Genomic DNA, 19,362 nt, shown 5'->3' with positions numbered 1-19,362 from the left:
GTATGGGTGCTCTGACGAAAGCTGAGATGGCCGAACGGCTGTACGAGGAGCTGGGCCTGAACAAGCGCGAGGCCAAGGAATTGGTCGAGCTGTTTTTTGAGGAAATCAGGCACGCTCTTGAAGACAACGAGCAGGTCAAATTGTCCGGATTCGGCAATTTCGACCTGCGTGACAAACGCCAGCGGCCGGGCCGCAACCCCAAAACTGGGGAAGAGATCCCGATCACGGCGCGTCGAGTCGTCACCTTTCGTCCAGGGCAAAAACTGAAAGCCCGAGTTGAGGCCTATGCTGGAACCAAGGCATAACGACGAGCTTCCGCCGATTCCAGGCAAACGCTACTTCACCATTGGTGAAGTGAGCGAGCTTTGTGCGGTAAAACCGCACGTGCTCCGCTACTGGGAGCAGGAATTCCCGCAACTCAACCCGGTAAAGCGCCGCGGTAACCGGCGGTACTATCAGCGACAAGACGTGCTGATGATCCGCCAGATCCGCGCGCTGCTGTACGACCAAGGCTTCACCATCGGCGGGGCGCGCCTGCGCCTCTCTGGCGATGAAGCCAAGGACGACACCACCCAGTACAAGCAACTGATCCGGCAGATGATTGTCGAACTGGAAGACGTTCTGGTGGTGCTGAAGAAGTAACCCTTATCGGGCCCGGAATTTTGGAAAAAATGCTTCCATAATTCAAAAGGTTAGGGTACATTCTTCAACGTTCTCAGCAACCAGGGGAACATGCTTCAAGCCCAGTCGGGGCGTAGCGCAGCCCGGTAGCGCACTTGCATGGGGTGCAAGGGGTCGAGTGTTCGAATCACTCCGTCCCGACCATTATTTAGAACGACTAAGCCACCTTCGGGTGGTTTTGTTGTTTCTGGGCATAGTGACTTTTCGAGTGACTTCGCATTTTTCCTCATCCGATTCTCCTCTTCAGAATTGTCAGCACCAGCCCGCGTGAATCGGTTGCCGACCTTGTTCGCCGCTTCGATTAACTGGCCGAGTTCGGCGCTCAAGTTGTGGCTGGTAAGGCACTTGTTCATGCCCTCGAGCGTTGCCTTGCGGCTTTCCTCGGGTCTAGCTCGTGAATCCTGATAGAGGCAGGCCCAGAGTGAGCAGGGTGTAGGCTTTCTCCTGTCAGAGTTTTGTTCTGACGAGCTTTGATGAAAGACTCAAGCGGCTGGTTATCAATGTGCCGGGGTGATCTGAAATAAATGAATATCATGTTGAAATAAAATATAAAATCTATATTTCATATTGTTCTGGAATGCCTTTGGGAATACCAGATGGCTGGATTTCTACTGGGGATGCCGTGGCGCTCTGTATTGCTAATTGCGGAATATCTGCTGGCATTCAGAGCCTCGGCGAGGTATATGCCAGCATCAGTCTCTATCCCCGCTGGACTCTAATTGATCTGCGCACGTTTTCAGCCGTGCTTCTCTACTAGAGCATCCAGTTGGGAAATCACCGCCTTCGAGAGCATAGCGAACAAAGTTCGTTGCGGTCGCATTACCTATATCCTGACACAGGGCCGATAGAGTTACCTTGCTATCGTCTTGGGCTTTTAAGACCGCAGAGTGGTGGTCTGGGCGATGTCCGCCAAACCTGGCTCCGACTTGGTCATCAAGGCGCTCCACACGCCTTGGGAGATGCGTGGCAGCCCCTAAGGTGTCCTGCTCCATCATGACCAGGGTAGCGAGTATGGCAGCCCCAGTTTCCGGCAGCGGCTATGGCAGTGTCGAGTGACTCAAAGCATGAGCCGTCGGGGGGGGGGGGCTGCTATGACAAAACCCACATGGCGTGGCTGTTCCTTAGCGTGAAAACGGAGTGGGCGCCAACGGTGGGATACAGGGCGACAGCGTTGGCCGAGCAGGGGAGCGGCCGCTATCTCATGCAGTGGTAAAAATGGACAAGGCCGCACCAGCCCAACGGTTTCGTGCCGCCGTCTGTTGCTGAAAGAAACCAATTCCGTGTCCGCGAGTTGTTGACCACTGAAAATGCATTGTGTGGCAAAGCCATGTCCTTTAAAGCGGCACCTCGCTTAATCGTGAAGCCAGGTTCATGACCATTTAAAGATAGCGACACTAGTAGCCTTCTGGCAGACTTAAGACTACTTTGAACTACTTTACAACCTCCATGAGCTCCAATGCCATGAGCACCGAACCTTGGGTCACCGCAATCGATGTTGCCCGCCATCTGGGCGTCGTGAAGGACACCGTTTACCGTTGGCGCGAGTACAAGGGGCTGCCAGCACACAAAATCGGGAGGCTGTGGAAATTTCAGCTTTCCGAGGTGGATGACTGGGTGCGCGCCGGTGGAGCGGATGAAGAAAAAATGATCAATTCGACAGGAAACCAACCATGACCAGCATTCAACAACGCGCTGAACTACAACGCCGGATCTGGCAAATCGCCAACGATGTTCGTGGTGCGGTCGACGGCTGGGATTTCAAGCAGTATGTGCTCGGTACCCTGTTCTATCGCTTCATCAGCGAAAACTTTGAGGCTTACATCGAAGGCGGTGACGACAGCATTCATTATGCCAAGCTGGACGATAGCGTCATCACCCCAGAGATTAAAGATGACGCAATCAAGACCAAGGGATATTTCATCTACCCCAGCCAGCTATTTTTCACCATCGCGGCAAGCGCCAACAACAACGAGAGTCTGAACACCGACTTGGCAACCATCTTTGCTGCCATTGAGACCTCCGCTAACGGTTACCCGTCGGAGCGCGACATCAGAGGCCTGTTTGCTGATTTCGACACCACAAGTAACCGTCTGGGCAACACGGTTAAGGATAAAAACCTTCGCCTGGCCGCAGTGCTCAAAGGTGTAGCCGAGCTGAACTTTTCTGATTTTCAAGGCAGCAACATCGATCTCTTCGGCGATGCCTACGAGTTTCTCATCTCCAACTATGCAGCCAACGCAGGTAAGTCTGGCGGTGAGTTCTTCACGCCGCAGCATGTCTCAAAGCTAATTGCTCAGCTCGCCATGCACAGGCAGACCAGCGTCAACAAGATTTACGACCCAGCGTGTGGATCTGGCTCACTGCTGCTGCAAGCTAAAAAGCACTTTGACGCGCACATCATCGAAGACGGCTTCTTCGGGCAAGAAATCAACCACACCACTTACAATCTGGCGCGGATGAACATGTTCTTGCATAACATCAACTATGACAAGTTCAACGTCCAGCTCGGCAACACCCTGATCGCCCCGCATTTTGGCGACGACAAACCCTTCGACGCCATCGTTTCCAACCCGCCGTATTCAGTGAAGTGGATCGGCTCGGATGACCCGACGCTTATTAACGATGAGCGCTTTGCTCCGGCCGGAGTGCTTGCGCCTAAATCTAAGGCCGACTTCGCTTTTGTATTGCACGCCCTCAGTTACTTATCGAGCAAAGGCCGCGCTGCTATCGTCTGCTTTCCTGGCGTCTTCTACCGTGGAGGTGCCGAGCAAAAAATCCGCAAGTACCTGGTGGACAACAACTATGTCGAGACGGTGATTTCGCTGGCACCCAATCTATTCTTCGGTACCACAATTGCCGTAAATATTCTCGTGCTATCCAAACACAAAACCGACACCGCCACCCAGTTTATCGACGCCAGCGGCCTGTTCAAGAAAGAAACCAATAACAACGTCCTGCTGGACTCGCATGTCAAGGACATCATGGACGCGTTCGACAGCAAGGCCAATGTCGATCATTTTGCCCAATCCGTACCATTTGAAAAAGTCGCCGCTAACGAATATAACCTATCGGTTAGCAGCTACGTGGAACCCAAGGACAGTAGCGAAGTAGTGGACATTGCCCAGCTCAATGCCGAGCTGAAAACCACCATCGCCAGAATCGACCAGTTGCGTAAGAATATCGACGCCCTCGTCGCGGAGATTGAATGCGAGGAGCAGGAGGCATGAGTCGTGTTAATGACCTAATCGCAGAACTCTGCTCGGACGGGGTGAAGTTCAAGCGTCTTGGCGACATTGTGCGCATTAAGAACGGTAGGGACCACAAGAGCCTTGGCGATGGAGAAATTCCGGTTTATGGGTCCGGTGGTATCATGCGTTACGCCGATACTTACGCCTACAATAGGCCTTCTGTCTTAATTCCGAGGAAAGGCTCGCTTGGCAATCTGTTTTTCGTGGACGTTCCGTTCTGGAATGTTGATACCATCTTCTATACGGAAATTGACGAGGCGCAGATTCGTCCGAAATTCCTTTACTACTTCTTAATGACAGTAGGCCTTGGCGAGATGAACAAAGCAGGTGGCGTACCAAGCCAGACTCAGTCTGTATTGAACGAACTGGAAATCCCCATTCCACCATTTGAAGTGCAGGACGAAGTCGTCAGGATACTAGACTCCTTCGCCGAGCTTAAAAACGAACTCACCGACGAGCTTACTGGTGAACTTGAAGCACGCAAAAAACAGTACAACTATTACCTCGGCTGGTTGTTGAACTTTGAAGGGAAGGAAGTCGCGCTTAAGCGTCTTGGCGATGTTGTGCGCATTAAGAACGGTAGGGACCATAAGAGTCTTGGTGATGGAGAATTTCCAGTTTACGGATCTGGTGGTATCATGCGATACGCCAACACTTATGCCTATAATAAACCTTCAGTCTTAATTCCGAGGAAAGGCTCGCTTGGCAATCTGTTTTATGTGGACGTTCCGTTCTGGAACGTTGACACCATCTTCTATACGGAAATTGACGAAGCGCAGATCCGCCCGAAATTCCTTTACTACTTCTTAATGACAGTAGGTCTGGGCGGGATGAATAAAGCTGGCGGTGTGCCAAGTCAGACTCAGTCTGTTTTGAACGAACTGAAGATCCCCGTCCCCTCTATCGACGAACAAGAGCGCATCATTAGTATTCTCGAAAAGGTTAATGCCCTCTCCAATTCGCTAATTGAAGGGTTGCGGCGAGAAGTCGAGTTGCGCCATAAGCAATACGTGTATTGTCGAGATTTGCTGTTGACCTATCCCAAGCCGGAAGAAGTAGAGGCATAAAATGAGCACGACGCTCAGAGACATCGCCAAGCAACTGAGTACTCCGAAGACGGTTAAAAAAACTGTTCCCGAAACAATAAAAGTTGTAGAGGAAGTTAGGCCCCTTCCAAAGGTCCAACTTATCTACGCCTTCAATGGCACGGGGAAGACCCGCTTGTCGCGGGCGCTGAAAGATTTGATTGCCCCCAAAATGGCGGGTGATGATGGCCAGCAGTCAGAATTAGGCAAGAAAAAGATTCTATATTACAGCGCGTTTACCGAAGACTTATTCTATTGGGATAACGATTTGAATGGTGACGCCGATCCAAAGCTGAAAATCCAACCCAACTCATTCACTAAATGGGTGCTGGAAGATCAAGGCCAGGATCGGAATATTGTTACGAACTTTCAGCGTTACACCAACGACAAGCTCACGCCTCGATTCAACGAAGAGTATGTGCTCAGAAATAAGAGCGGCCAAGAGGTGGCAGTCAATGCGTTTTCGGAGGTGACTTTTTCACTTGAAGGAGGAAATGATGAGCGCACAGGGAATCTAAAAATCTCCAAGGGTGAGGAATGTAACTTTATCTGGAGTGTTTTTTATACGTTGCTTGAACAAGCGATTTTTACTCTAAACGATGTTCAGCCTGATTATCCTGAGCCTACACCATTTGACAACCTTGAGTACGTATTCATTGATGACCCTGTCAGTTCATTGGATGATAATCATTTAATTCAGCTGGCTGTGGACTTGGCTCAACTTGTTAAATTAAACAAGTCCAGTGTTAATTTCATAATTACAACTCATAGCCCAGTATTCTTTAATGTTCTTTGTAATGAATTCGGTAGTGATGAAAAAAATGAGCGCTACAGCTGGAAATCTAAGTGGTTCAGCAAATCTCGCTTGGAGAAGAATGAGGACGGCAGTCTTCATCTAGTGGAGCAGCCAAATGACTCTCCGTTTGCATATCATCTGCACTTGTTGTCACAGCTTGAGGCAGCCATTAAAAGCGGGCAAGTCGATAAGTATCACTTCAATTTGCTTCGTAATATTTTAGAAAAAACGGCAACGTTTCTTGGGTACAAAAGGTGGGAGCATCTTTTGCCGGAAGCAGATGATGGTCTATCCAACTCTTATGCAAAGCGGATTGTTAACTTCTCAAGCCATTCGAAACACGCGGCCGAAGAGGTGGCGCCCTTGAAGCCTGAAGAGAAGAAAGTTTTGGAAAAGCTGGTCACATATGTTGTCGAGAATTATCGATTTGGGCAGGGAAAAGTCACATGATCGAATACAGTCCAATTGCTGAGTCGAAAAGCTACATTGTCTTGGATAAATACGTCCAGGACTGGAAGGGCGCAGACAGCTACCAGAGCGAAGGTGATCTTGAGCGCGAGTTAGTCCAGGATCTGGTCAATCAAGGCTATGAATACCTGGAAGACCTAAACAAACCAGGACTATTACTGGCCAATGTGCGCTTGCAACTGCAAAGCCTGAATAACATGCAGTTCACTGACGGCGAGTGGCTGCGCTTTGTAGAGACTTGGCTGGACAAATCCAGCGATGGCATCGTTGAGAAGACTCGCAAGATTCACGACGACTACATTCACGATTTTATTTTTGATGATGGGCGCATTCAGAACATATATCTGTTGGACAAGAAAAATATTACCCGCAACAAGGTACAGGTGATCAAGCAGTTTGAGCAGATAGGTAGTCACGCCAACCGCTATGACGTCACGATTCTGGTCAATGGCCTGCCGCTGGTACAGGTGGAGCTGAAGAAGCGGGGTGTAGCAATCCGTGAGGCCTTCAATCAGGTGCACCGCTACAGCAAGGAAAGCTTCAATGGCGAGCAATCCTTATTCAAGTATCTGCAGCTGTTCGTGATCTCCAACGGCACCGACAGCCGCTACTTTGCCAACACCACACATCGCAATAAGAACAGCTTCGACTTCACCATGAACTGGGCGGGGGCGGACAATACGTTAATCAAGGATCTGAAGGACTTTACGGCAACCTTCTTTCAAAAGCATACGCTGCTCAATGTTCTGCTGCACTACTCGGTCTTCGACGTCAACAACACGCTGCTGGTGATGCGGCCTTACCAGATCGCCGCTACGGAACGTATTCTGTGGAAGATCAAAGGCAGCTACCAGGCCAAAAACTGGAGCAGCACGGAAAGCGGCGGCTTCATCTGGCATACCACCGGCAGCGGCAAGACACTGACCAGTTTCAAGGCAGCGCGCCTGACTACCGAGCTGGACTTTATCGACAAGGTGTTCTTCGTGGTGGACCGCAAGGATCTGGACTACCAGACCATGAAGGAATACCAACGCTTTTCACCGGACAGCGTGAATGGCTCGGACAGCACGGCAGGCCTGAAGCGTAACCTGGAGAAGGACGACAACAAGATCGTCGTTACCACAATCCAGAAGCTCAACAACCTGATGAAGAGCGAGGCTGATTTACCCATCTACTGCAAGCAGGTAGTGTTCATTTTTGATGAATGCCACCGCAGTCAGTTTGGCGAAGCCCAGAGGAATCTGAAGAAAAAATTCAAAAGGTTCTACCAGTTCGGCTTCACCGGCACGCCTATCTTCCCTGATAATGCCTTGGGTGCCGAGACCACCGCCGACGTATTTGGCCGTCAGCTGCACTCGTACGTGATCACCGATGCGATCCGCGACGAGAAGGTATTGAAGTTCAAGGTGGACTACAACGATGTGCGTCCGCAGTTCAAGGTCATCGAGACCGAGCAGGACGAGAAGAAACTCAGTGCAGCGGAGAACAAGCAAGCCCTGCTGCACCCGGTTCGCATTCGCGAGATTACCCAGTACATTCTGAACAACTTCCGACAAAAAACCCACCGCCTCCACGCAGGCAACAAGGGTTTCAATGCCATGTTTGCCGTCAGCAGCGTGGATGCAGCCAAGCTGTATTACGAATGTTTTTGTGAGCTTCAAAAGAACAGCGACAAGCCGCTTAAGGTGGCGACCATCTTCTCGTTCGCGGCCAACGAGGAGCAGGACGCGATAGGCGACATCCAAGACGAGAGCTTTGATGTATCTGCCATGAATAGCAGCGCCAAGGAGTTCTTGAGTTCGGCCATCACCGACTACAACACGCTCTTCAAGACCAACTTCAGCGTAGACAGCCAAGGCTTTCAGAACTACTACCGCGATTTGGCTAAGCAGGTCAAAGCCAAGGAAATTGACCTGCTCATCGTTGTGGGCATGTTCCTGACCGGTTTTGATGCCCCTACGCTCAACACTCTCTTTGTCGACAAGAACCTGCGCTACCACGGGTTGATGCAGGCCTACTCACGCACCAACCGCATCTTTGACGCCACTAAAACCTTCGGCAATATCGTCACCTTCCGCGATTTGGAACAGGCGACCATCGACGCCATCACAATCTTCGGTGACACGAACACCAAGAACGTGGTGCTGGAGAAGAGCTACAAAGATTACATGGAAGGTTTCACGGATGCGGCCACTGGTGAATCGCGTAGGGGGTTCATGGATGTGGTAAAGGAATTGGAAGCACGCTTCCCGAACCCTTCCGCCATTGAGACGGAGGCCGACAAAAAGGCCTTCGCCAAGTTGTTTGGCGAGTACTTACGTGTAGAAAACGTGCTGCAGAACTATGACGAGTTCGCCAGCCTGAAAGAGTTGCAAACCCTCGATATGGCCGACTCAGCTGCGGTGGAGGCGTTTAAGGCCAAACACTACCTCAGCGATGATGATCTGATTTCACTGCAGGCCATCACGCTCCCAACCGAGCGGAAGGTTCAGGACTACCGTTCAACCTACAACGATGTGCGCGACTGGCTACGCCGTGAAAAAGCAGGGGCTGAGAAAGAAAAGTCCACTATCGACTGGGATGATGTGGTTTTTGAGATTGATCTTTTGAAGTCTCAGGAAATCAATCTGGACTACATCCTGGAGCTGATCTTCGAGCACAACAAGAAAATCAGAAGTAAGTCGGAGCTGGTGGATGAGGTGCGACGTGTGATCCGGGCAAGCCTTGGCAACCGCGCAAAAGAGAGCCTACTGGTCGACTTCATCAATATGACTGATCTCGATCAAACTGGCGACAAGGCCAGCGTGGTTGATGCCTTCTTCACCTTTGCCCAAAAGAAGCAGCACCACGAAGTGCAGGAGTTGATTGTCACAGAGAACCTTAACGATGAGGCAGCTAGGCGCTATATCACCACATCGCTGAAGCGGGAATTCGCCAGCGATAGCGGTACGGAACTGAATTCTGTTCTGCCCAAGATGAGCCCGCTGAACCCGCAGTATTTGACTAAAAAACAGAGCGTATTCCAGAAAATCGCTGCATTTGTTGAGAAGTTTAAAGGTGTAGGTGGGCAGATCTAAGAGAGAATTTCGGGGGGAGGGTTCTATGCTTTCATTGACATCATCGTCACTTTTGACGATGATGTGTGCATGAGATATCCAGGCGGGAAAGGCAAGTGCTACCAGCGCTTGATCAACCTGATGCCTCCGCATCAGACCTACATCGAGACGCACTTGGGCGCGGGCGCTGTCCTGCGCCACAAAAAACCTGCTGCCCGAAACATCGGTGTCGATATAGATCCCGCTGTTCACGACGCTTGGGCTGAGCACCAGGTTGAGAGCTTTGAGCTCATCCAGGATGATGCTTCAAACTACCTGAGCAGCTTTTCATACGACGGTAGCGAGCTGATCTATTCTGACCCACCGTATGTCACACAGACCCGGCGTCGCGCCAAGATCTACCGCTACGAATATGACCAGTCCCAGCATGAGCAACTGCTACGTACGCTGTGCGGCGTCCCGTGCAAGGTTATGATCTCCGGTTACGACAGTGCCTTGTACAACGAAACCCTCCAAGGATGGAGGAAGGTGACGTTTACGGCGAAGACGCACACAGATGTCAGGGAGGAATGCGTCTGGATGAACTACTCTGCCCCAGTGGAACTTCACGACAGTCGTTACTTAGGCGACACGTTTCGCGAACGGCAGAACATTGCCCGACGTCAGTCCCGGCTCCGCGATCGTGTTGCTGCCATGGATCCGGTAGAGCGCAGCGATTTCCTGCACTGGATCACGCAGACCTATGGCTCCGCTCAGGAGGCACTGTAATGCAGAACGGTGTTGTGTTCGTAGACTCTAAGATCTACAGCCGCGATTTCCCAGACGCTCTGAGCGAAGTGCTCCCGGGTGTTGCATGGGGTTTGATCGAAGCTTTCCCGACACCGGCGTACTGGGCGTACCAGGTGTGGGCAAACGAGCAAGAGCCTGAGCCTCTCAACTACAAGCTTGGCGCCACCCTGGCTGAAGAGGTCGGAGCGTGCCTACTGGGTGGCCACGGAATCCCGGCTAGTGTCGGATTGGCGGCCTTCGCCCACCTGAGAAACCTCGGTGCATTTGACACTAAGGTACCTAGTGAGGAGCAGCTGCAAGAGTGGCTGACCCTCCCACTGAAAATCGGTAGCCGCTCAGTGCGCTACCGCTTTGCCAAACAGAAGGCGCGTTACCTCCATTTAGCACTCACAGCCTTGGCCTTAGGGGGTGTTCCTCTTCATTCTGGCCGAGCTCTTCGGGACTGGCTGCTGGAGCTGCCAGGCATTGGCTACAAGACCGCCTCTTGGATTGCTCGCAACTGGCTTGATGCCGATGACGTCGCCATCCTGGATATCCACATCCTGCGTGCAGGGGCATTGGCTGGCTTTTTCTCCCCCGGTCTCACCGTGGAGCGTCACTACCTGAAGCTCGAAGCGGAGTTTCTTGCGCTGAGCAAAGCGATTAAGGTTCGCCCCTCCAAGCTCGACGCGCTGATGTGGTACCAGATGATGTCTGCGCCTACCGTCGTCCACGGTCTGCTGAACCAAGCTGGTTTGAAAGCCGCCTAGCGCTGCGGTGTCGGCCCACCAACGAGTGCGACACCGACACCAGTGAGCACACCGGCAGGTGCGAGTCGACCAGCCCACGGCTCACCCGTAATCCCCAGCGGGCAAAACGAGTAGTCCAAGGCTTCAGCAATCACGGCCATGACCGCCAAGAGTGCTCCAGCGTCTCGCCAGATCAGGCTTTCTCCGTGCTGGTATTTGGCGCACGTTTTTCCGGGTTCGGCCACCAGGAGCAACCGCGTTGCATGCGCGGCGGGCAGTGCTTCATGGCACTGCTCTTCCAATCCAGCGAAGGCTTCAGCTGATCCTGGTAGCTCGACAAGACCGTTCCGGCGACTATCGTAGCGGCTCCAGTTCGACGCACCCGGAAGGTGAACCAGGATATGGATGGGGTGCATTGCGCCGGCAGATGGCGTTGGTCGCAATTCCAGGTCGAAGCCATAGTCCGACTCGGCAATGGATTGCGTACGCGCGCAGCGCCACAGCAGCTGGCCCAGCTGGCCTTCACTCAAGGCATTGAACGTTCGCCTGGTGCGTCTGTGATCGAGAAGATTGAGGATGCCTTCGTCACCGGCATCCTCTGTTTCGGGCAGCGCATGGAATGTGCCATCGGGCCAGGTGAAGGGCTGATAGTGGCCAGGCTCAGCTAGTACCGTCGGGCTACTAAGCGTGATCCAATCCATGTTCAATCTCTTGCCAGACCTCGAAGTACTTGTTGCAGCCTCGGCAATTGCCGCACGGCACGCTCGATTTGTGACAGCTGTGAGCCCAGGCCAGCATAGAAGACGGCACGCCGGCAGTTCTTACAAGCTCGGTGGTGCTCAACTTGATCGCAGGCGCCTCAACGGTCATCTCACCCTCCTGGATGACCATCAGCTGATTGATGGCAGCGATGAACTCCGGAGTACCGTCGCGGTGGGAACCATCGGATTTCACGGTGCCCAGGTAGAGCTTTTTAACACCCAGGCTGATGGCTTTCATGGCCGCCAGGGTGACGAGCATCTGGTTCCGGTACGGCCACCAGTCACTGGCAGGCGCATGGGCATCCGCCTGGCCTCCTGCCATGTCGCCGGAGCCGACCGATCGGCAGTCGATGGAAATGACATGGTGCTCAATCTGGAGCTGTCCGCAGATGGCCTTCGAGGCACAGATTTCTGCCTCAGCGGCGAGCTGGCCATAGTTCAGCGTGATGCCGATTTCAGGGCGCAGCCACCAGGCCACCGCGAGTGAATCCATGCCGCCTGATAAGAGGAGGGCGCGCTTCATAACTCAGCTGCCTTCCATGCGGTTTGGTAAATGGCGGTGACGAAGTCCTTTGTCAGCGTGCAGCCCGAGCCGGCCATCATCTTCTGATCCTCTTCCGACTCATTCTCCACGTACATGATGACGGGCTTCTTGAGTGCACGCGCGTAGCCGATCTCATAGATCGTCCCAGCGTCGAGGCCGTCCCCGATTGCGAGCATCATGTCGCATTCGTGGATCGCATCGAGATCTTTCTGCACGACTTCATCCGCAGGCCCGTGGCCAACGTCATGGACGGGGGAAAACACGTTCAATCCCATTTCCAAAAGCCGGGCGCGAGCCTCCTCGATGAGCCAAAGCTGTCCCAGCGAAAAGAATGGGCCGGCGAGGTATACCAGGGGAGGCCTGCCCATTTTTGATTTCTTCGGCAGGCTGGCGGCGACGGGGTGATAGGTCTCTAGCTCTGTTTTAGAGGCAAAGCCCTTCGTCTCGCAGTAGTACGCCGTGGCACGTGAGGCCTGCATGGCGGCCTTGAGTGGGGTAAGCCCTTCTTCGAGCCAGAAGTGCGCGAAGCTCGCGACGAACACATCACCCGAACCAATCTTCCACACCTGCGACGTCACGAAGGAGGGGATGTGGTGCGCTTGGCCTTCATGGAATAGCAGGGCGCCGGCAGGGCCCATCTTGATGATGACGATCTCGGCGTTCTGCGACTTCGAAAGTGCCCGGGCCAAATCGGCTGCGCTCAACTCGTCACTGCCATGGAGCGCTTCGGCTTCACTTCTGTTTAGGACAAGCGCAAGCCGCTCAGCCTTGGAACCATTCTCATGGAAGGGGACGGGGTGCCGGGAGCTCTGTGGGTCGTAAACGACATTACGGGCATCGACGACGCAGTCACCTTCGAGCAGTCCAAACCGAACCACATTGTCGGCAGTGATTTGAAGGGTCGTCGAAGAGGTCTCTGGTACCGGATGGATCGACGGTTTGGCAAGTCCATGGGTGTACCGGAAGTGCAGGCTTTGGTTTATGGCATGGGTTGCAACAGAAAAGCCTTCCAGCACCGCTCTCTGACGAAGAATGGCCTCCGCGGTGCGATCCGCGTATGTGTCCAGGGCGACGTGTCCGCCAAGGCGCGCTATCGCTGTGGCAGCTCGACCACCTGAGCCAAACAGCTCTTGCCATATGGGGCACATGCACTGCTCGTAATACACACCGCCAGTCAGTCTGATCAAAATCACTCCTCCTTGATCGGCGAGATTTTGATGGAGATCTGAGCACCCATTTTTGCCGTAACTATTGCTGAATAGTTCGTACCACTTTGGAGGCAGGCGATCAGTCGAATAACCTTGGGAGATGCAATACCGCCGGCAATATGCCTGTTCCAATATGCGCAGGCGACGACGTTGCCTTCGATTTCACCAAGGGCAATTCCAAGCGTATCGCCGACTTCGATCTCGCTCACGACCTCAGGCTTCGGAGAAGCAAGCTGGGTCTGCAGGTACAGCGTATCGCAGGCGGTCTCGGTTGGAGCGCCGGCTGTGTAATCTCTAAAAAGCCTTCCGTCAGAACCTGACATTACGTTCCCCATCTTCCCTATGTGAACCAACGCAACTGTGGCCGGCGTCAAATCAAGGCCAGTTGACAGCGGTCGACTTGATGCTAGAGTGCCGGCACTCTACCCCTGTCGGATCCAATTTGCCAAGAGGCCGCGTCTGAGTGGCGGGGCACTGTCTACAGGGTTCAAACCGGCCAGACATAGCCCTGGCTGTGCTCCGATTCGTGCCAACACAAGGTCGTGTGCGCTGATGTCGAAAATCCTTGATTTTGAGATAAAGAACTACAAAGGGATTGTTAGCACACGAATTGAGCTGGCAGGACGATTGGACAACCCAGTCGTGACACTGATTGGACTAAATGAAAGTGGCAAAACCACGATATTGGAAGCCATCTCGCAGTTTGTGAGCAGCGACCGGTCGGTTTCAAGGCTCTACTTCTTCAGTACAGAAAACAAAGATCAGTTCACCTTCATCCCCGCCAGCAAGAAAGGCGCATTTACTGGCACCGTGTCGATTGCTGCGACCGTTGAGCTTGAGGCGCATGATCTGGAGTCGATCAAGGCCCTGGTGAGTCGTGCTGGGTTGGACGTAGACACCGAGGCGCTAGCGAAACCCTTCAAGATCGCAAGAGAGTTCAGCTTCGAAAACAGTAAGCCGAAGTCCAGGATTGCTAGCCTTGGGTTCGACTTCAGGGTCAGGCCACACGGGGAAGGGGAGTTTGAGGTTTATGCCCAGCCGGATAATGAAGACGAAAATCTTTGGAAGCGTACGGCTGATCTGATCGAGGCGTCGATACCGAAGGTCGCGTATTTTCCGACGTTTTTGATCAATGTGCCTGAGCAAATTTCGCTCGCATCCGATGGTTATGAGGGTTACGAGAAGAGGCATTATCGGGAGATTGTCGAGCGCATCATAAAATTCGCTGGCTTCGATATTGACCGGGATGTGAATAGACCTATCGAGACGTATCGGGCTAATTACGGTGCCGATTGGTATGAGAAGTTCCAGCGAAGCCCAGAAAAATACCAGATTGATAATGTCTTCCAACAGGTCTCCAACGCGCTTTCTGTTGAAGTGATTGGCGGTTGGCGGCGCGTTCTGTCGCGCAATGCCACGGCGAAACGGGTCGACCTCAAGTGGGTAGTCGGCGGCGCAAATGACCCCACAGTGATCGTATCGTTTGTCGTGAGTAACCGCGACACGACCTATAAGATCGCCGAGCGATCGATCGGCTTCAGATGGTTTTTCACATTCTTGCTGCTCACGGGCTTTAAGCTCGAACGTGAAAATCAACACAAAATCTACGTCTTTGACGAACCTGCTGCTAACCTGCACTCCCGCGCTCAGGCCGAGCTGCTGGGCTACTTCGAGAAGATGGCGGCCAGCGGCGACAAGATCATCTACTCAACCCATAGCCACCACATGGTGAACCCGAAGTGGTTGTCTGGGGCTTACATCATCGAGAACCGTCCGGCAGGGCAAGGCGATGATGAGGACTATGATCTCGACTTCACACCTGCTGAAGTGAACGCGATCAAGTACAAACAATACCTGAATTCCTTTCCTACCCGTACACACTATTTCCAGCCAGTGATTGACCGCCTGCAGTATGTCGTTCCTGAAATTGTAGGGACTTCACCGTGCGTGATCCTGGAAGGAATCTCGGATTACTACGCGCTCAAGGCCGCAGCATTGCGGACAGGAGGCAAGCTGTGCTTCAACCTGATTCCAGGCGTCGGCTCAAGTGCGTCAGGTAACCTGATCAGCTTGCTCATGGGGCGCGGCGAGAAGTTCATCGTTCTGCTCGATGACGATAAGGAAGGTCGAAAAGCCCGAGATCGCTATCGAGAAGAATGGATCTTGCCCGAGCAGATGGTGATCACCCTGGCAGATATCGATGCCTCGTTCGAAGGAATGGCGCTGGAAGCGCTCTTGGGGAAAGACAGCATGGAGGCTGCTCAGGAGAGCCTGGGATTGAGCTCCGTACCTACCAAGGCTCAGTACGGCCTGATCTTGGCAGAGTACTTGTACAGAGCTGATACGTCGGTTGAGGTATTTTCGGCCCAAGGTCTGCAGAATCTTTACAAAGTTTTAACATTCCTAGGTGAACGTATCTCAGTACTGTCGACAGACGGACTATTGCGTACTGCTGAGACTAGGGACTGAGTAGCTGTGTATATAAATAAAAATTTGATGGTGTCAGAGCATACAGACGGTACCCATTCGTCTTAAGACCAATGCAATCGTGAGCCGATAATAATAGCGACTGGCTTCCGAGTGGGTTTTCAGGTGTTCGGTGAAAAACCAGCGTACATGCTTGTGCCGCCAGGCCCATGGATTGTCGCGTTGCCATCGTTGAGCAATGGCAGCTTGCATGAGCCGGGCTTGCCTGAGGTGGCGATGTTGCGTTGCTTGCGAGCCTGTCAGGACTCCACTTAAAAACAGCGTCATATCGAATGGATAAGTCATATGCGACCTCCGACGTAGGCCGAAACCATGTCAACCCGGTAATGGCCGAGCTCAAGGCTGATTTGTTGGCGCGCTTGCTGGTCAAGGTTGCGGTCAATGCGATAGCCGTAGCCACCGTTGACCGGCGCAGCATAGCCCGTGAGGTACTCATAACGTTCGCAAGCGTAGGCCGCGCGCAGATCATGAAACCCCTTTAGTCCGTATTCATGCAGAATTTCGCGAGCAGGCAGCACGGTGTGTTGCAGGAGCATGGCGTAGGTTTCGCTCGGGGCCAATAGGTTGCGACTGGCGGTCGGCGATGCTTTACGCGCCAACTCGAGCGCCGCCTTCACCTCATCATTGACCATTACCCATCGTGGCGCCGACGCCCCTGAACGGCCGCCTTTGGTACCGTCCTGGATATTGATGCGGCCTAAGAGTACGGCTTCACGGCGCAAGCGCGGCAGGTCCGCCAGGATCGCTTCGCGTAGGCGCATACCAGTTGTTCGGGTCAACAGAACAATGGCGGCCACCCTTTCATATTGTTGCGCGCGCAGCGCCTCAAGCACACGCTGCACCTGTTGCAAGTTTTGGCCATCGGGTGCACGCATGCGGATTGTGGAACGCTGTTGTCCCAACGCCTGCCTCGGGTTGGCAATTTTCACATCCTGATTACCGCGCAGTGCAGCGAGAGTGCGGTTAACGCTGCTTAGGCGATTTTGCGCAGTGGCGATGCACAGTTCGCCTTGCTGGATCAGCTCTCGTAGGTGAGTGGCGTAGTCCTGCAGCGTCTGTCGATCAATCTGGCGCGCATCGTTGTAGCCAGGGCCGTCCTTTGACCGGCACCAGCGCACGAAGGCTTGCCAGCGATCGCTATGCGCTTTGACCGTGGCGAAGTGGCCGCCGGCAAACAGATCTTTCAGTGCCTGCCGACCGGCGTAGCTCAGTTGTCGGCCATAACCAAAGTTGCGACCATCACGCCGACCGACCAGCGCCATTGTCTTCACCTTGATCTTTGGTTTGTAGGTGCAGCAGCAGGGCTTTCCAGTGGGGGGTGATGCTATCCAACTGCCCCCAGTGTGTTGGACGGATGAGAAGTGCGGTTTCGCTGTGTTGCAGCAAAGCTCCTTCTGCTTGCAACTGCTCGATGAGCCGAGCGAGGTTGATGCGCTCAGATGTTGGAGTGGCGACAGCGGCGACACTGGCGACAACCCCCGCCGTATCTGGATTGGCACGTGGCGACAAAGTGGTGACGGTGGCGGCGACACAGCGTAACTCGGTCGGCGAGCGATGTTGCGCCCGATAGCGGCGTACGGCGTCATTGAGGCGGAACATGACGCACCTCGAATATGTCCCCGTGATTGTTCAGCCAGTTATGGGCAATCAGCTCCAGCAATAACGCGAAGGTGTGCCGAGTGCTTTTTCGGGCAAAGCGAGGGCCGTTGCGCGCGAGATCGCGGAGGCGGAACGGCGGCCAATTCTTCTGAATTAACCAGCGCAGCAAGCAATCTGCCTCTGCGCGAAGCTTGTTCAGTGGTTCCTGTTCGGTCAGTCGTTGTGTCTCGGCCAGGTAGTAGTCCATCAGCGTAGAGGCGCGCTGAATGTGCGTTTCTTCCAAGACCGTCGACTCCTCAACAACCGCCATCACACCAGCCATGCGTAGAACGTTCGCTGCGGCCTTGCCCGCGGCCGCTTGCACGTTGACCAGCTCGCCAAATTCCCCGGACTCGCATTCAATGGTGTCGTGAATGGCAATCCAGGCCTCACGGGCGCGGGGCCTCAACTCCAGGACTGCGGGGTTGAGGCCACCGTCTTTATGGCGTGACCAAGGTTTCTGCATCAGCGCGGCAATGCGTTGCTGGTACAGTTGCACCTTCGGATCTCGTGTTAGATCGACCGCCTTGTACAGCCGCTCTCCAACTAGACGCTCGGGCCAACTGATTAGGCAGCGCCCCAGGATGCCTTGGTCTTTGATATCTGCGTCCTGAAGCAAGCGGTCGGCCAGGCGGGGTTGCAGCATCAAGTGCATGCTGAGACGGCGGTCATAGGCACGCAGACTTTCCCCTGCCATCGCGCGCGACCGATCAATCGGGCTGCCGTCCCACAGCGTCGATAAGTGAGTGATCGCCTTGATCATGTTGTCCCTGCTCATGGTACTGCCGCCCAAAAACTGGCCGCCTTCATCGCTGAACAGACCCATGCTGGGCAAACCGTGGCACAGGCTTTTGACCAGGCCCTCAATGGTCGGCTCAGCACTGAGGAGTCTCGGTTGGATGGGTTCAGGTTGGGCGTCCAGCGCTAGCTGTGCTGACTTTTTCGAGGTCGGTGACTTCGCGGTGAGGCTCATTGCAGCTCGGTGCGCCTTGAGCTGTTCGCCATAGGCGATCCACTGCTGTCTTTCCCAATCGCGTGCGGCCTGCAGTGCAATATGGTCCACCGCGCTTTTGCGATCACCCGAGCAAGCCACCGTCAGCAAGTACAGCGACAACGGATAGATTCGGCCGTCGAGGTGAACATTGGCGTGCGCCTGGCTCGCTAAAGCTGCCGTGGCCAGAATGGATTGCGCGGCCATGGCGCAGGGCACGCCGATCACATCGGCCATGCGTTCCACGGCAGGCCCCAATAGATCGCCCAGCTCCGCGACCGGGTAGGGTAGGGGCGTAACCTGCTGTTCCAACAAGGGGCGTGGTGGCCCTTGTACTTCGCGCAGTTGCATAGCCGTCCTCCATAAATTACCGATCTCTCCCTCACGTCATCCCGCCAAGAATGCTGAGTGTTATCAGGGATCAAGGCCCCTGCGACCTGTGAGGGTGCCCACTGACGCGGGACTGGCGGCTCCTTACGACCAGGAGCAAGGGCATCTCATGATCTGGCCTCCTGAGCACCGTTACCGGTGGGCGGGTGGAGGCTGCATTGGCTGACGAGACCAGTGCCGCGAGATCCTGAGCCGGGAGAACGCAGCAATGCGATGACTGGGGCATGCCTGACTGTCAGTCAGGTGCAGTCCATTCCCTGGTCTGCGGCACCATCATCTACAGCGCTGTTGCTAGTGACATCGGCGTTTGTCACGCCGATTGTCACGAGGGGAATTGCCGCAAAGCCATGTACGATGAGGGCTGCAGCAGTGGTAGGAGCGCCCGTCTCTTTTCTGGAAAAAGAGACGGGCGAAGGGTTGGCGCAAAACATTGGCCGAGCAGGTTCGTTGCTGCAGGACTAAAGGGTTAGCGGGCAGCCGCACTAGGCGGAT

18 protein-coding genes and 1 tRNA gene are annotated in these 19,362 nt (G+C 54.0%); 11 read left to right on the top strand and 8 right to left on the bottom strand.

Annotated elements, in window-relative coordinates; translation table 11 throughout:
- The first annotated feature begins 2 nt into the window (after nucleotides 1-2).
- The 10 genes from ihfA (at nucleotide 3) to EXN22_RS17535 (ending at nucleotide 10,872) form a co-directional block, all read left to right on the top strand.
- Nucleotides 3-305, top strand: coding sequence for an integration host factor subunit alpha (gene ihfA / locus EXN22_RS17585; protein ID WP_130265271.1), 303 nt, complete (start codon nucleotides 3-5; stop codon nucleotides 303-305).
- Complete coding sequence (locus EXN22_RS17580) at nucleotides 286-642, top strand: MerR family transcriptional regulator (protein ID WP_130265270.1); 357 nt, start codon at nucleotides 286-288, stop codon at nucleotides 640-642. The genes ihfA and EXN22_RS17580 overlap by 20 nt, the downstream gene beginning before the upstream one ends.
- A gap of 106 nt (nucleotides 643-748) precedes the next feature.
- Nucleotides 749-825: transfer RNA gene (locus EXN22_RS17575), tRNA-Pro, on the top strand.
- 1,317 nt (nucleotides 826-2,142) lie between these two features.
- Nucleotides 2,143-2,355 carry a helix-turn-helix domain-containing protein gene (locus EXN22_RS17565; protein WP_130265269.1) on the top strand — a complete coding sequence of 71 codons (213 nt, stop codon included), beginning with the start codon at nucleotides 2,143-2,145 and terminating at the stop codon, nucleotides 2,353-2,355.
- Entirely contained in the window at nucleotides 2,352-3,908 is a 1,557-nt protein-coding gene (locus EXN22_RS17560; RefSeq protein WP_130265268.1) for a type I restriction-modification system subunit M, read from the top strand. Before EXN22_RS17565 ends, EXN22_RS17560 begins: the two co-directional genes overlap by 4 nt.
- On the top strand, nucleotides 3,905-4,996 hold the full coding sequence (locus EXN22_RS17555; protein ID WP_165392231.1) for a restriction endonuclease subunit S: 1,092 nt from the start codon (nucleotides 3,905-3,907) through the stop codon (nucleotides 4,994-4,996). Before EXN22_RS17560 ends, EXN22_RS17555 begins: the two co-directional genes overlap by 4 nt.
- A 1-nt stretch (nucleotide 4,997) precedes the next feature.
- Complete coding sequence (locus tag EXN22_RS17550; RefSeq protein ID WP_130265266.1) at nucleotides 4,998-6,260, top strand: AAA family ATPase; 1,263 nt, start codon at nucleotides 4,998-5,000, stop codon at nucleotides 6,258-6,260.
- Complete coding sequence (locus EXN22_RS17545) at nucleotides 6,257-9,355, top strand: HsdR family type I site-specific deoxyribonuclease (protein ID WP_130265265.1); 3,099 nt, start codon at nucleotides 6,257-6,259, stop codon at nucleotides 9,353-9,355. The genes EXN22_RS17550 and EXN22_RS17545 overlap by 4 nt, the downstream gene beginning before the upstream one ends.
- 108 nt (nucleotides 9,356-9,463) lie before the next feature.
- A complete protein-coding gene (locus EXN22_RS17540) occupies nucleotides 9,464-10,102 on the top strand; it encodes a DNA adenine methylase (protein ID WP_233281650.1) in 639 nt (212 codons plus the stop codon).
- Nucleotides 10,102-10,872, top strand: coding sequence for an 8-oxoguanine DNA glycosylase (locus tag EXN22_RS17535; RefSeq protein WP_130265263.1), 771 nt, complete (start codon nucleotides 10,102-10,104; stop codon nucleotides 10,870-10,872). The genes EXN22_RS17540 and EXN22_RS17535 overlap by 1 nt, the downstream gene beginning before the upstream one ends.
- Here EXN22_RS17535 and EXN22_RS17530 read toward each other — a convergent pair.
- From EXN22_RS17530 to EXN22_RS17515, 4 genes are read right to left on the bottom strand one after another with little or no spacing between them, the layout of a single operon-like run.
- Nucleotides 10,869-11,552, bottom strand: a complete 684-nt coding sequence (locus EXN22_RS17530; protein ID WP_130265262.1) for a nitroreductase family protein — start codon at nucleotides 11,550-11,552, stop codon at nucleotides 10,869-10,871. The two genes, EXN22_RS17535 and EXN22_RS17530, sit on opposite strands and share 4 nt — an antisense overlap.
- Nucleotides 11,533-12,135 carry a 7-cyano-7-deazaguanine synthase gene (locus tag EXN22_RS17525; protein WP_130265261.1) on the bottom strand — a complete coding sequence of 201 codons (603 nt, stop codon included), beginning with the start codon at nucleotides 12,133-12,135 and terminating at the stop codon, nucleotides 11,533-11,535. Before EXN22_RS17525 ends, EXN22_RS17530 begins: the two co-directional genes overlap by 20 nt.
- On the bottom strand, nucleotides 12,132-13,349 hold the full coding sequence (locus tag EXN22_RS17520; RefSeq protein WP_233281649.1) for a PfkB family carbohydrate kinase: 1,218 nt from the start codon (nucleotides 13,347-13,349) through the stop codon (nucleotides 12,132-12,134). Before EXN22_RS17520 ends, EXN22_RS17525 begins: the two co-directional genes overlap by 4 nt.
- Nucleotides 13,346-13,687, bottom strand: a complete 342-nt coding sequence (locus EXN22_RS17515) for a hypothetical protein (protein ID WP_233281648.1) — start codon at nucleotides 13,685-13,687, stop codon at nucleotides 13,346-13,348. Before EXN22_RS17515 ends, EXN22_RS17520 begins: the two co-directional genes overlap by 4 nt.
- A 229-nt stretch (nucleotides 13,688-13,916) precedes the next feature.
- On the opposite strand from EXN22_RS17515, the gene EXN22_RS17510 reads away from it, so the two are divergent.
- A complete protein-coding gene (locus EXN22_RS17510) occupies nucleotides 13,917-15,833 on the top strand; it encodes an AAA family ATPase (protein ID WP_130265258.1) in 1,917 nt (638 codons plus the stop codon).
- A 33-nt stretch (nucleotides 15,834-15,866) separates the two neighbouring features.
- Here the strand turns inward: EXN22_RS17510 and EXN22_RS17505 are convergent, their stop codons facing one another.
- The 4 genes from EXN22_RS17505 to EXN22_RS17490 are packed head-to-tail and all read right to left on the bottom strand — an operon-like array spanning nucleotide 15,867 to nucleotide 18,831.
- Nucleotides 15,867-16,136 (bottom strand): hypothetical protein, encoded by a 270-nt coding sequence (locus EXN22_RS17505; protein ID WP_130265257.1) that lies wholly within the window; start codon nucleotides 16,134-16,136, stop codon nucleotides 15,867-15,869.
- Nucleotides 16,133-17,113, bottom strand: a complete 981-nt coding sequence (locus EXN22_RS17500) for an integrase domain-containing protein (protein WP_130265256.1) — start codon at nucleotides 17,111-17,113, stop codon at nucleotides 16,133-16,135. Before EXN22_RS17500 ends, EXN22_RS17505 begins: the two co-directional genes overlap by 4 nt.
- Complete coding sequence (locus EXN22_RS17495; RefSeq protein WP_130265255.1) at nucleotides 17,091-17,450, bottom strand: hypothetical protein; 360 nt, start codon at nucleotides 17,448-17,450, stop codon at nucleotides 17,091-17,093. The genes EXN22_RS17500 and EXN22_RS17495 overlap by 23 nt, the downstream gene beginning before the upstream one ends.
- Nucleotides 17,434-18,831: a YfjI family protein gene (locus tag EXN22_RS17490; RefSeq protein WP_130265254.1), complete on the bottom strand. Its 1,398-nt coding sequence runs from the start codon at nucleotides 18,829-18,831 to the stop codon at nucleotides 17,434-17,436. Before EXN22_RS17490 ends, EXN22_RS17495 begins: the two co-directional genes overlap by 17 nt.
- Nucleotides 18,832-19,362 lie beyond the last annotated feature (531 nt).

Source organism: Pseudomonas tructae, assembly GCF_004214895.1.
Lineage (GTDB): Bacteria > Pseudomonadota > Gammaproteobacteria > Pseudomonadales > Pseudomonadaceae > Aquipseudomonas > Aquipseudomonas tructae.
Note: the sequence above shows the minus strand (reverse complement) of the source record. Positions and strands in the feature narration are given on the sequence as shown.